Below are 14,923 nucleotides of genomic sequence, written 5' to 3'. Positions count from 1 at the left end.
CTGTTCGCATCGGGGTACGGGCCCGGGCGTCAGCCGTCAGCCGCCGGAAGTCGGCCCGGACGTCAGCCGCAGCAGGGACGCGACCAGCCGGTCGACGTCCTCCCGCGTGTTGTAGAGCGCCAGCGACGCCCGCGCCGCGCTCTCCACGCCGTAGTGGCGCAGCGAGGGCTGGGCGCAGTGGTGGCCCGCGCGGACGGCGATGCCGTCCTGGTCGAGCGAGCGGGCGACGTCGACCGGGTCGTGCCCGGCCAGGGTGAACGTCAGCGTCGCGATCTTCTCCGGTGCCGACCCGAGGACGGCGATCCCCGGCACCTGGGTCATGGCCTGCTCGGCGTAGGCGAGCAGCCCCGTCTCGTAGGCGGCGACGGCCTCACGGTCGAAGCCGGTCAGCCAGTTGATCGCCGCCAGCAGGCCGGCGACCCCGGAGATGTGCCCGGTGCCGGCCTCGAAGCGGTGCGGCACCGGCGCGTAGGTGCTGGCCGGGAAGTCGACCTGGTCGATCATGTTGCCGCCGCCCTGCCAGGGCGGCATGGCGGCGAGCAGCTCCGGTTTGCCGTAGAGCGCGCCGATGCCCGTCGGGGCGAACAGCTTGTGCCCGGAGAAGACGTAGAAGTCCGCGTCCAGGTCCTGGACGTCGACGGGGAAGTGGGCCACCGCCTGGGCCCCGTCGACCAGCACCTTCGCCCCGTAGCGGTGCGCCAGCGCGGCCATCTCCTTGACGGGCGGTACGGTGCCCAGCACGTTCGACGCCTGGCTGACGGCGACGAGCTGGGTGCGGAAGGAGAGCAGGTCCGCGAAGGCGGCCTGGTCGATGCTGCCGTCGGGCAGGAGCGGGATGGGCTTGAGCCGGGCCCGTTTCTCCTTGGCCAGCATCTGCCAGGGCACGATGTTGGAGTGGTGCTCCAGCGTGGCGACGACGATCTCGTCACCGGGCCCGATGTTCGCCCGTCCCCACGTCTGGGCCACGAGGTTGATGGCCTCGGTGGTGCCCCGGGTGAAGACGATCTCGTCCGGGGAGGCCGCGCCCAGCAGGTCCGCGACGGCCTGCCGGCCCGCCTCGTACGTCTCCGTGGCCTCGCGGGCCATGGTGTGGGCGCCGCGGTGGATGTTGGAGTTGGCGGCGCTGTAGTAGGCGGTGAGCGCCTCGATGACCTGGCGCGGCTTCTGGGTGGTTGCGCCGTTGTCCAGCCAGACGAGCGGCCGGCCGTTGACGGTGCGGTGCAGCACGGGGACGTCCGCCCGGGCCGCCATCGGGTCGAAGCCGCGCCCGCGCGGCGGGGTGGACTGCGGCACGGCCTGGGGCGTGGAGTGCGGCACGGCCTGCGGCGTGGACTGCTGCGCCGCGTTGGGCACTTGGGCCCACGACGGGGCGGCCGGCATCCCCGCGTACGTCCCGGCGTCAGGAATAGTCATGGTACTTCGACACCTCGACGTTCTGGAGGACCGCGAGCGCGTCCTCCACCAGCACCGCGGCGTTGAAGTACGCCGTCAGCAGGTACGAGGTGATGGCCTTCTGGTCCGTGCCCATGTTCCGCATCGACAGGCCCGGCTCGACCTCGTCCGGCACCCCGGCCGGGCGCAGCCCGATGACGCCCTGCTCGGCCTCGCCCACCCGCATCAGCAGGATCTCGGTGGTCGCGGCGCCGCCGGCGCCCTGGAAGCGCACCTTGTCGGAGGGGAGCATCGGCACGCCGCGCCAGGTGATCAGCGGGCTGCCGAAGCGGGTGTCGATCACCGGGGGGACGCCCCGGCGGGTGCACTCGCGGCCGAAGGCGGCGATGGCCTTGGGGTGGGCGACGAAGTAGCTCGGCTGCTTCCACACCCGGGAGAGCAGCTCGTCGAGGTCGTCGGGGGTCGGCGCGCCGGTGCGCGGCTGGACGCGCATGCCCGGGGCGACATTGTTGAACAGGCCGAACTCGGGGTGGTGGAGGATCATCGCCTCCTGGCGCTCGCGCAGCGCCTGGATGGTGAGGTCGGCCTGGACGCGGGTCTGGTCCATGGGCGCGTTGTAGAGGTCGGAGACCCGGGTGTGGACGCGCAGCACGGTCTGGGCGAGGCTCATGTGGTACTCGCGGGGCGTGTCCTCGTACTCCACGTACGTGCCCGGCAGTTCGGGCTCGCCGGTGTGGCCGGAGGCGAGGTCGACGGGGACCTCGGCGCCGGGCCGGGGGCCCTCGCCCGCGATGTGGGCGTCGAGCGCGGCGCGCAGGGACGCGTCGCGCTCCGCCAGCGCGTTGAGCGCGTCGAGCCCGACGGTCAGGGCGACACCGGAGGTGACCGCCTTGACCCGGAACGGCAAGGGCTGACATCGGGTCCAGGAGTCCAGGCAGAAGAACTGGCCGTCGCCCATGACCTCCAGCAGCGCGTCCTCGCCGTAGCGGCCGGTGACCCGCTTCTCGGCGCGGCCGCTGACGATCACGGTCAGTTTGTCGCACGTCTCGCCCTCGGCGCCGATGATCTGGCCGGGCTCGAAGGTCGTCTGCTCGAAGGAGCCCGCGAGTTCGGCGAGCAGGGCCGCGTCGGCCTCGCGCAGGAAGGGCAGTTCGCGCAGGTCCTCGGGGACGACGCGGTGGGCGCCGCCCTCGGAGTAGCAGCTGATGCGGTCGTCGCCGAGGATGAACGTCCGGCGGCGGTTGACGCGGTAGACGCCGGACTCGACGTCGACCCAGGGCAGCGCGCGCAGCAGGTAGCGCGGCGTGATGCCGCGCATCTGCGGGGTGGTCTTGGTGGTCGTGGCCAACTGCCGTGCGGCATCGGGCGCGAGACTGAGTCGATCGTTCATGCGGTCCTCCTCGAAGAGCCCGCGCGAATGTTCGCGCGGGAGCGCAGACCGATCGTCCGTTCGGGGTGTTCGTGTCACAAGGCGGGGGATTCCGACACGGTCCGGAAACAGGCGCCTGACGGAGCGTGATGCCGTGGCCGACGAACCGGGGCAAGGCATCCACCGCCGGGCGCCCGTCTGGTCCGTACCGCGAGATGACCGGATTCCATCTGCTGAGACCGCCCGCCCGGGCGCGTCGCGCCGCCGGCGCAGCGCAAAACCGCCGCCGGGGCGGCGCGAGACCCCCGTCGGCGCCGCGCGGGACCCCGGCGGGGCGGCCTCTCAGGCGCTCGGGGAGCCGGGCCGCCGGCCGGGGAGCTCGGCCTCGACGAGATCGGCGGCCCGCCGGGTGCCGCCCTCGGCCGCCATCCTCCGCCGGATCGCGGCGCCGCGCGCGGCGACGTCCGGGTCCCCGGCGAGCGCCAGCACCGCCTCGCGCAGGGCCTCCGGCGTGGCCTCCTCCTTCGCCAGCCGGCGGGCGACCCCCAGCTCCACCAGCATCTCGGCGTTGCCGAACTGGTCGGCGGCCTGCGGCACGGCCACCATCGGCACCCCGTGGGCGAGCCCCTCGTGCGCGCTGCCCGCGCCCGCGTGGGTGATGAAGACGTCGGCCTGTCCGAGGATCGCCTGCTGCGGCACCCAGTCGCGGACCTCGACGTTACCGGGCACCTCGCCGAGCTCGGCACGGTCCACGCCCTTGCCGGTCCGCAGCACCACGTGCCAGCCCGGCAGCCCGCCGAAGGCCGCGACGCAGGCGCGGTAGAACTCGGGGGCCCGGGTGAAGAGCGTGCCCAGGGAGATCAGCAGCACCCTCTCGGCACCCGCCGGGCGCGCCCACCCGTCTCCGACCTCGTTGCCTTCGGGGCGGCAGGGGCCGGTGAAGGTGTAGACGGCCGGGTCGACCCGGTGGGCGTTCGGCTGGAGGACCTCGGAGATCAGCGCGATACAGCGCTCGGGACGACGCGCGATGCGGCCGGGCCCGATCGATATCCCGTTGTTGGCCAGCCAGGCGTGGGAGCGGCTGTAGCGGGGAGCGCCGCACGGGTCCTCCGGCAGCGCCCCGGACATCTCGGCCGCCACCTCCTCCTCGTAGCCCTCCCAGGCGACGGCGTGCGGGGAGAGCTGCACGGCGGGCACGCCCCAGCGCTGGGCGAGGACCCGGGCCGCGTAGGCCATCGGGTCGTAGAGGACCAGGTCGGGGCGGTCGCCCTCGTACGCCTTGAGCAGTTGGGGGAGCGCCTGGCCGGCGTCGGCCAGGAACAGCCGCAGGTGGTCGATGAGTTCGCCGCCCCAGGCCGCCGGGTCGTCGCCCGGCGGCAGCGTGGACGAGTACACCCGGGGCTCGGCGCCGGTGGCGGCGACGGTCCCGGCGAAGGACCCGGGGATGGCGTAGGTGACGCGGTGGCCGCGCGTGACGAGCTCGCGGATCACCTCGAGGCTCGGGTTGACGTGCCCGTGGGCTCCCACGCTGAACATGGCGATGTGGGCGGGGCGGCCGGTGCGGCCGGCATGGAACGGTGAGGTCATGGGTGCGGGGTGAGGGGGTCGGGGGCGGTGTTCGCCGGGCTGGTGTTGCGCAGGGCTCGGCAGGCGGCGTAGGAGGGCAGCAGGCCCCGGCGCTCCACCTCGCGGAGGCTCGGGGCCCGCGCGTCCTTCTCGGACAGCAGAGGTGTGATGCCGGCGGGCCAGTCGACGGCGAGGTCGGGGTCCATCGGGTGGATGCCGTGCTCGCGTCCGGGCGCGTAGCCCTCGGAGCACAGGTAGACGACGGTGGCCTCCTCGGTGAGGGCCAGGAAGGCGTGGCCGAGGCCCTCGGAGAGGTACACCGCGCGGTGGTTCTCGTCGTCGAGCCGGGCGGCCTCCCAGCGGCGGAAGGTCGGGGAGCCGGTGCGCACGTCGACGACCACGTCCAGCACGGCGCCCCGGACGCACTTGACGTACTTCGCCTGGCCGGGCGGCACGTCCGCGAAGTGGATGCCGCGCAGGGCGCCCCGCCGGGACACCGACAGGTTGGCCTGGGCGAGGGGGAGCGCCCGGCCGGTGACGGCGCGGAAGCCGTCGGCGCGGTACCACTCGTGGAAGCCGCCCCGGTCGTCGGGGAAGACCTCCGGCTCGTGGATCCACGCCCCTTCTATGGACAGCGGCCGCACGGGGCACCACCGACTCCCTCACGTGTGACGCCGGCGGCCGCCTTCGCCAGTTCCGGGAACGCCTCGGCCAGCGCGTCGCGCCAGTGGCGGAGCGGCGCAAGGCCCGCTGTCCGCCGGGGATCGTGGCCGAGGACGCTCCAGGCGGGCCGGGGCGCCGGGCGCGCGAAGGCCGCGCCGGTGACGGGACGCACCCGCCCCGGATCGGCGCCCGCCAGCCGGAAGACCTCCCGGGCCAGGCCGCACCAGGTGGTGTGCCCGCCGGCGCCGCCGTGGTGGATCCCGGCCGGCGCGGCTCCTTCCAGCGCCGCCCCGCCGAGGCGGAGCAGCAGCCCGGCGAGATCGGCCGCCCAAGTGGGCTGGCCGTGCTGGTCGTCGACGACGTCGACGGTCTCCCGCCCGGCCGCCAGCCGGATCATGGTGCGGACGAAGTTGTCCCCGCCGGCCCCGTACAGCCAGGCGGTGCGCACCACGTGGCCGGTGCGCGGCAGCGTCTCCAGCACGGCCCGTTCGCCCGCCAGCTTGGTGCGGCCGTAGGCGCCGAGCGGGCCGGTCGGCGCGTCCTTGGGGTACGGCTCACGGGCGCGCCCGTCGAAGACGTAGTCCGTGGACACGTGGAGCAGGACGGTGCCCGGCGCGCGGCACGCCTCGGCCAGCAGCCGGGGCCCGGTGGCGTTCACGGCGAACGCCTCCGCCTCCCGCCGCTCGGCGTCGTCGACGGCCGTCCAGGCGGCGCAGTTCACCACCACGGCCGGGCGGTGCCGGGCGAGGGCGGCGCGCACCGACTCCGGGTCGGTGACGTCGAGTTCGTGGCGGCAGGCGGCCACGGCGGGGACGCCCGCGTCGGCCAGGCGGGCCAGGACGTCGCGCGCCAGCATGCCCCGCGCGCCCGTGACCAGCCAGGGCCGCGGACCGGGTTCCGTCACAGCGCCGCCCGCCGCTTCAGGGGCTCCCACCAGGCGCGGTTCTCGCGGTACCAGCGCACGGTCTCGGCGAGGCCCTGCTCGAAGGGCACCTTGGGCGCGTAGCCGAGCTCCTCGCGGATCTTGGTGCAGTCGACGGAGTAGCGGCGGTCGTGGCCCTTGCGGTCGGCGACGTGCTCGACGCTCGTCTCCCAGTCGGCCCCGCACTCCTTGAGGAGGAGTTCGGTGAGCTCCCGGTTGGACAGTTCGGTGCCGCCGCCGATGTTGTAGACCTCCCCGGCGCGGCCCCGGGTGCGGACCAGTTCGATGCCCTGGACGTGGTCGTCGATGTGCAGCCAGTCCCGGACGTTGCCGCCGTCCCCGTACAGCGGGACCTTGCCGCCGTCGAGGAGGTTGGTGACGAAGAGGGGGATGACCTTCTCGGGGAAGTGGTGGTGCCCGTAGTTGTTCGAGCAGCGGGTGACGCGGACGTCCAGGCCGTGGGTGCGGTGGTAGGAGAGCGCCACCAGGTCGCCGGCGGCCTTGGCCGAGGAGTAGGGCGAGTTGGGCGCGAGCGGGTGGGTCTCGGGCCAGGAGCCCTCGTCGATGGAGCCGTACACCTCGTCCGTGGAGACCTGCACGAAGACGTCGACGCCCGCGCGGTGGGCGGCGTCGACGAGGGTGTGGGTGCCCAGGACGTTCGTGCGGATGAACTCGGCGCCGCCGTCGATCGACCGGTCCACGTGGGACTCGGCGGCGAAGTGCACCACCTGGTCGTGCTCCGCCATGAGCCCGGCCACGAGTTCGGCGTCGCAGATGTCGCCCTGGACGAAGGTGAGGCGCGGGTCGTCCCGCACCGCGTCCAGGTTGGCGGGGTTGCCCGCGTAGGTGAGCTTGTCGAGCACCGTGACCGACACGTCGCCGGGCCCGTCGGGACCGAGCAGCGTGCGCGTGTAGTGGGAGCCGATGAACCCGGCGCCCCCGGTCACGAGTATGCGGGTGGTCATGGGGAGTTGGCACCTCGTCGGTATAGCCCGGCGCGCGGCCGGTGGGCAGGGGAGGAGGGAAGGGCGGAGGGCGCCGTGGGGAGGACGATCGCGGCGATCAGCAGGCCCCGGCCGGTGGTCCAGGTGCCGTGCAGCTCGGCGGGGAAACCTTTCTCCACGGCGGCCGGCACGGGCCGCAGGACGCGCGCGCGGAACGTGCGGGTGTCCGGGTCGATGGTGATCGACGCCTCGTGGAAGCCGAGCCACACCCCGGTCAGGGGCGACCACACCTTGTAGACGGTCTCCTTGGCGCAGAACAGGAGGCGGTCCCAGCACACGCCGTCGTCCAGCCGGTGGAGCGCGCGCAGCCGCTCCCGCTCCTCCGGCAGCGCGATGCCCCGCGCCATCCGCTCCGGCACCGGCGCGTGGGGCTCGGCGTCGATGCCGACGGCCCGTACGGCCTCCGCGCGGGCCAGGGCCGCCGCGCGGTAGCCGGGGCAGTGGGTCATGCTGCCCACGACCCCGGCGGGCCAGCGCGGCGCGCCCCGGTGCCCGGGCAGCAGCGGGGCGGCGGGCACGCCGAGCCGTCCGGCCGCCCGGCGGGCGCAGTGCCGCACGGCGGCGAACTCGCGGCGCCGGGCCTCGCTCATGCCGTCCGTCAGCCGGAGCTCCTCGGGGAACAGCCCGGCCGCCGGTTCGTCGGCGTGGGACTCCTCCGCCACGACTCCGGCGGGCAGGATGCTCGCGATCACGCGTGGTGCTCCGGTCTCGCGGATACGTGGGGGAGGGGGCCGGGCGCCCGGAGGGGGGTCCCCGGGCGCCCGGCGGTCAGGCGCGCTCGGCCAGCAGGGCGTCCGCGTGCCGCGCGAACAGCGCGGCGGCGGCGCGGACCTCGGCCGCCATCGGCCGGTCGGCGTCGAGCGCGGGGGAGACGCCGGCCAGCTCGGCCCAGACGCCTTCGGTCCCGTGCGCGTGCTCGGTCATCACCGACAGCTGGGCGGCGCCGAGGGCGAGCGAGCCCACGGCCAGCCAGGCCAGCTCCAGCGCCTCGGAGACGCCGTTGGCGCCGTTGAGGGCCATCGGGACGTGGTCCTGGTTCCAGCCGTTCGTCGGCAGCGTCGTCAGGGACGCCGGGGTGACGAGCTGGCGGATCCGGGAGATGAACGAGGTGGCGCTGATCTGCACGCCCGCCAGTCCGCAGCCGCGGCCCGCCCGGGGGGTGAGCATGATGGGCAGGTCGCCGTTGGTGGTGGGGTTGAGCACCAGCCCGAGCTGCCGTTCGGCCAGGTAGGCGGCCATGTGCAGGGCCAGCCCGGTCTGCTCGGAGGCGAAGCCGACCGGCATGGCGTGGAAGTTGCCGGCGTGGAGGACCCGGTCCTCGAAGGTGACCGGGTTGTCGGTGCAGCCGTTCGCCTCGCGGGCCAGGATCTCGCCGGCGTGGGTGAGCTGGTCCAGGACGGCGCCGAGGACCTGGGGGGCGCAGCGCAGGCTGTACGGCTCCTGGAGCGGGCGGCGCTCGTCGCGCTCGTGGCCCTCGGGCAGGCCCTGCCGGATCCAGCGGGCGACGCGCAGCTGCCCGGCCTGGTTGCGGACCCGGCCGACGCCCTCGTCGAAGTGCTCGGCGTTGCCGCCCAGCAGCACGGTCAGCCGGGCGGTGAGGTCGGTGACGGCGTGGACGAGCCGGAGGGCGGAGCGCTGGTTGAGGATGGCGACGGCGAGGCTGACGCCGGTGCCGTTGACGAAGGCCAGCGCCTCGCGGACGGGCCACTCCAGGGGCTCGGCGCCGAGCTCGGCGAGGACCTCCCCGGCCGGGCGGACGTACCGGCGGCCGTCCGTGTCGAGCGCCCACGCCTCGCCGTACCCGGCACAGGCCAGGGCGACGTGGGCGAGGGGCTGGAGGTCGCCGCTGGCGCTGACCGTGCCGTCCCGGGGGATCACCGGGGTGAAGCCGGCGTTCCACAGGTCGGCGAGGCGCTGCCAGAACTCGGGCGAGACGGCGGAGACGCCCTTGCGCATGCTGTTGAGGCGGAGCCAGAAGACCAGCCGTGACACCTCGGGGTCGAGCGGCCGGCCCTGGGCGGTGCCCAGGTGGGATATGAGCGAGTCGCCCTGTTCCCGCTCGGACTTGGCGGAGAAGGTCACCAGCGGGCCGAAGCCCTGCGTGAGCCCGTAGACCGGCTTTCCCTCGGCGAGGTAGCGGTCGACGGTGGCGGCGCTGGCCTCCATCCCGGCCACGTCGGCGTCGGTGAGCGGGCCGAGCTTCGCGGTCCACGAGGCGGCTTCGACGATCTCGGCGAGCCCGAGCCCGTCGGTGGTCCCGGCGCCGGTCGTCTCGGAGGTAACTGTCACGTTGCTATCCCTGGTTCGGTGAGTGTGCGGTCTGGGGGTGCCGGAGCTTGCCGGTCGCGGAGCGCTCGATGACGGGCACCAGGTGGGTCCGCCGGGGGCGGGCGCCGAGGACGTCGAGGGCCGGGGTCAGGTCGGTGCCGCCCGGCGCGGTCCCGGCGTTCGGTACGACGTACAGGTCGACGTGCTCGCCGATCATCGGGTCGTGGGTGGCCACGAGCGCCAGGTCCGCGCAGTCGACGCGGGCGCGCAGGGCGTGTTCGGCCTCGTCGAGGTTGATCCGCCGGCCGTTGACCTTGACGAGCCGGCCGACCCGGCCGACGAGCCGGAAGGCGCGGTCGCCCAGCGGCTCGACGAGGTCGCCGGTGGGCCAGGCGTCCGGCGCGCTCCCGCCGGGGCGGTGGGCCAGGCGCGGGCTGCGGATCACCAGCGGTACGGCGGTCCCGTCGGCGCCTTCAGCCCCTTCGGTCCCCTCGACGCCGGTGGGGGCGAAGGAGACGTCGGGGAAGAGGGTCCACGCCGGGGGTTCGCCCGCGCGCCAGCGGCGGGTCGCGATGCCGCCGGTCTCCGTGGAGCCGAGGAGCTCCACGAGGGCCGCGCGCTCCGGGCCGGCCTGCTCCAGGAAGACGCGGGCGTCGGCCGGGAGCATGGCGCTGCTGTACAGCACGGTGACGTGGTCCAGCGCGCGGACCCAGTCCATGTTGCGCAGCAGCAGGGAGAAGATCCACGGGGTGGCCACGACGACGACCCGGCGGGCCCCGGTGTCCGGGAGCGCGCCGATGTAGCCGGGGCGGTACCAGACGGGGACGCCGAGCCTGGCGGGCATCAGCAGCGTGGCGAGCGCGCCGTAGACGTGGACGGGCGGCGCGAAGGAGACGACCGCCCCGGGTTCGTCGACGCCGACGAACCCGGCGAGCATGCCGGCCTCGCTCCACGCGTCCGCGAGGGAGCGCCGCCAGAGCCTGCTGGGGCCGGTGCTGCCCGAGGTGTGGAAGTCCAGGGTGTCCGGCAGGGTGCGCAGGACGAGTTCCTCCGCCCGGGGCTCCCGCTCCCAGCGGACGCACCAGGCGCGGTCGGTGACCTCCGGCGCCCCGGTGCCCGGCGGCGTCAGCACGTCCGCCGGGGTCAGCTCCTGATATCCCGCGTGTCCCACTCGTACTCCCTGTCGTGCCGTCTTCCCCGGTGCCCGTCCTCGCGGTCCCGCCGGGCCCGGTCAGGCGACCAGCCGGGCGACCTGCATGAGGTACTGGCCGTACTCCGAGTTCTTCATCCGGGCGCCGAGCTGGTGGCAGTGCTCCGGCGCGATGTAGCCCATGCGCAGGGCGATCTCCTCGACGCAGGCCACGCGGACGCCCTGCCGCTTCTCGATGACGTGGACGTACTGGCTGGCCGCCAGCAGGGAGTCGTGGGTCCCCGCGTCCAGCCAGGTGTAGCCGCGGCCCAGCCGGATGAGGCGGGCCCGCCCCTGCTCCAGGTAGACGCGGTTGACGTCGGTGATCTCGAGTTCGCCGCGGTCCGAGGGGGTCAGCCCCCGGGCGATCTCCACCGCGTCCGCGTCGTAGAAGTACAGGCCGGTGATCGCGTTGTCCGAGCGCGGCCGGTCCGGCTTCTCCTCCAGGGAGACCAGGTTGCCCTCGGCGTCGACCTCGCCGATGCCGTAGCGCTCGGGGTCCGAGACCGGGTACCCGAAGAGCGTGCAGCCGTCCAGCTCGGCGCGGGCCGTCCGCAGCAGCTGCGGGAATCCCGCGCCGTGGAAGACGTTGTCGCCGAGGATCAGGGCGACGGGGCCGTCGCCGATGTGGTCGGCGCCGATGACGAGCGCTTCCGCGATACCGCGCGGACTTTCCTGCTCCGCATAGCTGATCTCCAGGCCCAGGTGCGAGCCGTCGCCGAGCAGCGAGCGCAGTGGCGGCACGCTCTCCGGCGTCGAGATCACCAGGATCTCCCGGATTCCGGCGAGCATCAGCACCGAAAGCGGGTGGTAGACCATCGGTTTGTCGTAGACGGCCAGGAGTTGCTTGGAAGTGGCCAAGGTGGAGGGATACAGCCGGGTGCCGCTGCCCCCGGCGAGAATAATTCCCTTCATCATTCCCCCAATTCTTCGAGTGCCCGGTACGAAAGCCGTCCGGCGCCCGGATCAGACGACCTTGACCTCGGGCACATAGAGGATCCACTTGCCGCCGGCGGCACGGAACTCCTGCTCGTTGGCCATGATTTCCTCGGCGTGGTTCCACGCGAAGAGCAGCGCGTAGTCCGGGTAGTCGCCGGAGAAGGCGTCCGGGGTCCGCACGGGGATGTGGGTGCCCGGGGTCAGCCGCCCCTGCTTCGCGGGGGTGGTGTCGCAGACGAACGGGACGAGCTCCGGGCCGATGCCGCAGAGGTTGGTGACCGTCGCGCTCTTGGCCGTGGCGCCGTAGCCCACGACCGACTTGCCCTCGGCGCGCAGCCGGGTGAGCAGCGCGGTCAGGTCGTCGCGGATCTTCAGGACGTTCTCGCCGAAGGCCCGCAGGGTGGTGAGGTCGGAGAGCTTGCGCTCCTTCTCCTCGGCGACGAGCGCGGCCACGGCCTCGGACGGCTGCCGCTCCCCGGCGGGGGCGAGGGTGTAGCGCACCTCGCCGCCGTGCACGGTCAGCCGCTCGACGTCGACCAGCTCCAGGCCGTTGCGGGCGGCCATCTCGCGCACGGAGGACGCGGTGAAGAAGAAGAAATGCTCGTCGTAGATCTGGTCGAACGAGGTCCGCTCGACGATGTCGCCCAGGTAGGGGTCCTCGAAGACGAACACGCCGGTCGGCTTCAGCAGCGCCCGCACGCCCGCCAGGATCGAGTCCATGTAGGGGATGTGGCACAGGGTGTTGGCCGCGTAGATCACGTCCGCCCGGCCGTCCTCGGCGAGGATCTCGCGGGCCGTGGCCTCCTCGAAGAAGGAGGTGCGCACGCGCACGCCCTTCGCCGCGGCGACGGCCGCGACGCTCGCGGACGGCTCGACGCCCAGGTGGCGGACGCCCGAGTCGGCCAGCGTCCCCAGCATGACGCCGTCGTTGCAGCCGAGTTCGACGACGAAGGGGTCCTCGCCGGAGAGCTCGGTGGTCAGCAGCCGCTTCGCCAGGCCCTCGAAGTGCTCGCGCATGTAGGCCGAGCCGGAGGAGAAGTACGGGTAGTCCTCGTGGAACATCCGGTCCCGGGGGACCTCCTCGGTCAGCTGCACCATGCCGCAGGTGCCGCACACGCCGACGGCGAGGCGGAAGAAGAACTCCTGCGAGAAGTCCGCGTCGACGGGCAGGAACGCGTCGGACAGGGGCTGGCGGCCGAAGTCGAAGAATTCCTGCACCGGTCCGGCGCAGATACGGCATGGGATCGTGCTCGACATACGTGCTCCTGGAAGGGCGGCCGACGGGCGATTCGCTGAATACGGCGAGTCTGCCCCAGCGGCGGTCCGGCGGGAAGCGCGCACAATGCCCTCGTCTCGCCGGCGGGACAACGCGGCGATTCCCCGGGCCTCTTGACGGCGCGCCCCGTGCGATAAACCGGCCCGGCAATTGACCCCCACGCCGGCCGCTGCCTAGCGTTTTGTGTCCCGGGCGTCCGTGAACTCGAGCGGAATCGAGCGCAGGCATTCCTCTCGCACAGCTTCAGTGAGAAGGCAAGTGACCATGACACAGACAGGCTCCATTCGCCCTCTGGACGGAACGGCGGTGGTTCTCGACGCCGGACCGCGCGCGGAGGTCGCCGCGCTCGCCGGCCGACTCCTCACCGCGGCGGCCGGCCGGGTGGACAGCGCCGAGTGGCTCAGGGAGGTGCGCGGCGCGTCCGCCCGGCTGCCGCACGAACTGCTCGACGAGATACGCGAGTTCCGGCACGACCCGGGCCCGGAGGGCGTCCTGCTGATCCGCGGCCTGCCGGTCGCGGCGGACCTCCCCCCGACGCCCACGGTCCCCGGCTCCGTCCAGCGGACCGCGACGCTCGGGGCCGCGGCCATGACCGCCGTGATGCTCCAGCTCGGCGAGGTGATCGCCTACCGCGACGAGAAGTCCGGCGCCCTCGTCCAGGACGTCGTGCCGGTGCCGGGGCAGGAGCGGCTCCAGAGCAACGCCGGCTCGGTGCGCCTGCAGATGCACTCCGAGAACGCCTTCCACCGCAACCGGCCCGACTACGTGGGCCTGCTGTGCGTCCGCGAGGACCCGACCGGTGACGCCCGGCTGTGCGTCGCGTCCGTCCGCCGGGCGCTGCCTCTGTTGTCCCCGGAGGCCCGCCGGGTGCTCGGCGAGGAGCGCTTCCTCACCGAGGCGCCCCCGTCCTTCGGCGGGGCGGACGGCGCGCCGGTCCACGCGGTCCTGCGGGGCGCGCCGGAGGACCCCGACGTGCTGGTCGACTTCGCGAGCACCCGTCCGCTGGACGAGGGGGCGGGACGGGCGATGGAGGAGCTGCGCGGGGCCTTCGAGCGGACCACCCACGCGCTCGCCCTCGCCGCGGGTGACCTCGCGGTCGTCGACAACCGGATCGCGGTGCACGGGCGCACCTCGTTCACCCCGCGCTACGACGGCACCGACCGGTGGCTCCACCGCGTCTACGCCGTCGCCGACCACCGCCGGTCCCGGGTGGACCGGGTGGCGGGCGGGAGCGTTCTGAACTGAGCCTCTGCCGCAGAGGCGGTACCGGGGGAGGGGCGTTGCCGGGCAGTTCACCTGCCCGGCAACCCCCCTCCCGCGCTTTTCCGTGCAGGCGCGCCGTGGCTGGTCGCGGCCACGCGGCGGTAGCCGCATGTCGATACTGCCCCGCGCCCCTTCGGGGCACTACCGGCACCACTCCAGGACGGCCATGGCGCTGTGCATCTTGTTCTCCGCCTGGTCGAAGGCGATGCTCGTCGGCCCGTCGAGGACCTCCGCCGTGACCTCCTCGCCCCGGTGGGCCGGCAGGTCGTGCATGAAGACCGCCTTCGGGCTGGCCTCCCACAGCTCGGCGCGGACCTGGAACGGCGCGAAGACGTCGCGCCAGCGCGGGTCCGGCTTGGACGTGCCGGTCGTCTGCCAGCGCGTGGTGTAGACGACGTCGAAGCCGCCGGGCAGCCCGTCCATGGTGTGGAGCTCCCGCAGCACGGCCCCGGAGCGGGCCGCCTGCCGCGTCGCCTTCTCCAGGACGGGCGCCGTGAGCCCGTAGCCGGGCGGGGTGCGCAGCTCGAACTCGACGCCCGGGAAGCGGGAGAGGGCCAGCGCGAGGGCGGCGGCGGTGTTGTTGCCCTCGCCCACGTACAGGACGCGCAGGCCCTCGACGCCTCCGAAGTGCCGCAGCAGCGTGGTGAGATCGGCGAGCGCCTGGGTGGGGTGCTCGTCGGCGCTCATGGCGTTGATGACGGCCATGCCGCCCTGCCGGGCCCAGGCGCGCATCTCCGCCGGGTCGCCGGCGGTGCGGGCCACGAGGACGTCGAGCATCCGGGACAGCACCCGGCCGGTGTCCTCGCTGGTCTCGCCGGTGTTGAGCTGGAGGTCGCCGGGCCCGTAGGTGACGACCCCGCCGCCCAGCCGGAGGGCTCCGGCGGAGAAGGCGGTGCGGGTGCGGGTGGAGGTCTTGGCGAAGTAGATCCCGGTGACGAGGCCGTCCAGCGGACGGCCGGCGCCGGCTGTTCCGGCGGAAAACGCGGCGCCGCGCTCGATGAGGTGGCGCAGGTCCTCGTCGGTCAGGTCGTCGAGGGAGATCAGGTGGCGCACGGGACGTGAGGCCATGGGG

General features: G+C 73.8%; 13 protein-coding genes. 1 reads left to right on the top strand and 12 read right to left on the bottom strand.

Annotation, left to right across the window (positions count from 1 at the left end; translation table 11 throughout):
- Positions 1-36: 36 nt before the first annotated feature.
- From IE096_RS27295 to IE096_RS27245, 11 genes are all read right to left on the bottom strand, one after another.
- Positions 37-1,413, bottom strand: coding sequence for a cysteine desulfurase (locus IE096_RS27295; RefSeq protein ID WP_189456116.1), 1,377 nt, complete (start codon positions 1,411-1,413; stop codon positions 37-39).
- Positions 1,400-2,782: a family 2B encapsulin nanocompartment shell protein gene (locus tag IE096_RS27290; RefSeq protein WP_189456115.1), complete on the bottom strand. Its 1,383-nt coding sequence runs from the start codon at positions 2,780-2,782 to the stop codon at positions 1,400-1,402. The genes IE096_RS27295 and IE096_RS27290 overlap by 14 nt, the downstream gene beginning before the upstream one ends.
- Positions 2,783-3,103: 321 nt before the next feature.
- Positions 3,104-4,348 carry a macrolide family glycosyltransferase gene (locus tag IE096_RS27285; protein ID WP_229820650.1) on the bottom strand — a complete coding sequence of 415 codons (1,245 nt, stop codon included), beginning with the start codon at positions 4,346-4,348 and terminating at the stop codon, positions 3,104-3,106.
- The gene (rfbC, locus tag IE096_RS27280; protein WP_189456114.1) at positions 4,345-4,971 is read right to left on the bottom strand and encodes a dTDP-4-dehydrorhamnose 3,5-epimerase; all 627 of its coding nucleotides are present in this window, start codon (positions 4,969-4,971) and stop codon (positions 4,345-4,347) included. Before rfbC ends, IE096_RS27285 begins: the two co-directional genes overlap by 4 nt.
- Positions 4,953-5,894 carry a dTDP-4-dehydrorhamnose reductase gene (gene rfbD, locus IE096_RS27275; RefSeq protein ID WP_189456113.1) on the bottom strand — a complete coding sequence of 314 codons (942 nt, stop codon included), beginning with the start codon at positions 5,892-5,894 and terminating at the stop codon, positions 4,953-4,955. The genes rfbC and rfbD overlap by 19 nt, the downstream gene beginning before the upstream one ends.
- Positions 5,891-6,877: a dTDP-glucose 4,6-dehydratase gene (rfbB, locus tag IE096_RS27270; protein ID WP_189456112.1), complete on the bottom strand. Its 987-nt coding sequence runs from the start codon at positions 6,875-6,877 to the stop codon at positions 5,891-5,893. Before rfbB ends, rfbD begins: the two co-directional genes overlap by 4 nt.
- Positions 6,874-7,608, bottom strand: a complete 735-nt coding sequence (locus IE096_RS27265) for a 4'-phosphopantetheinyl transferase family protein (RefSeq protein WP_229820649.1) — start codon at positions 7,606-7,608, stop codon at positions 6,874-6,876. Before IE096_RS27265 ends, rfbB begins: the two co-directional genes overlap by 4 nt.
- A gap of 76 nt (positions 7,609-7,684) precedes the next feature.
- A complete protein-coding gene (locus IE096_RS27260; protein ID WP_189456111.1) occupies positions 7,685-9,205 on the bottom strand; it encodes an HAL/PAL/TAL family ammonia-lyase in 1,521 nt (506 codons plus the stop codon).
- A 4-nt stretch (positions 9,206-9,209) separates the two neighbouring features.
- A complete protein-coding gene (locus tag IE096_RS27255) occupies positions 9,210-10,355 on the bottom strand; it encodes an AMP-binding protein (RefSeq protein WP_189456110.1) in 1,146 nt (381 codons plus the stop codon).
- 60 nt (positions 10,356-10,415) lie between these two features.
- Entirely contained in the window at positions 10,416-11,288 is an 873-nt protein-coding gene (rfbA, locus tag IE096_RS27250; protein ID WP_189456193.1) for a glucose-1-phosphate thymidylyltransferase RfbA, read from the bottom strand.
- A gap of 51 nt (positions 11,289-11,339) precedes the next feature.
- Positions 11,340-12,569: a class I SAM-dependent methyltransferase gene (locus IE096_RS27245; protein WP_189456108.1), complete on the bottom strand. Its 1,230-nt coding sequence runs from the start codon at positions 12,567-12,569 to the stop codon at positions 11,340-11,342.
- Between the two features lie 283 nt (positions 12,570-12,852).
- Here IE096_RS27245 and IE096_RS27240 point away from each other — a divergent pair, with 283 nt between their 5' ends.
- The gene (locus IE096_RS27240; RefSeq protein WP_189456107.1) at positions 12,853-13,833 is read left to right on the top strand and encodes a TauD/TfdA family dioxygenase; all 981 of its coding nucleotides are present in this window, start codon (positions 12,853-12,855) and stop codon (positions 13,831-13,833) included.
- Positions 13,834-13,992: 159 nt separating this feature from the next.
- Here IE096_RS27240 and IE096_RS27235 read toward each other — a convergent pair whose 3' ends face one another.
- Positions 13,993-14,919, bottom strand: a complete 927-nt coding sequence (locus IE096_RS27235; protein ID WP_189456106.1) for an ornithine carbamoyltransferase — start codon at positions 14,917-14,919, stop codon at positions 13,993-13,995.
- Between the last annotated feature and the right edge of the window lie 4 nt (positions 14,920-14,923).

This window comes from Streptomyces abikoensis (genome assembly GCF_014648775.1).
Classification (GTDB): domain Bacteria; phylum Actinomycetota; class Actinomycetes; order Streptomycetales; family Streptomycetaceae; genus Streptomyces; species Streptomyces abikoensis.
Note: the sequence above shows the minus strand (reverse complement) of the source record. Positions and strands in the feature narration are given on the sequence as shown.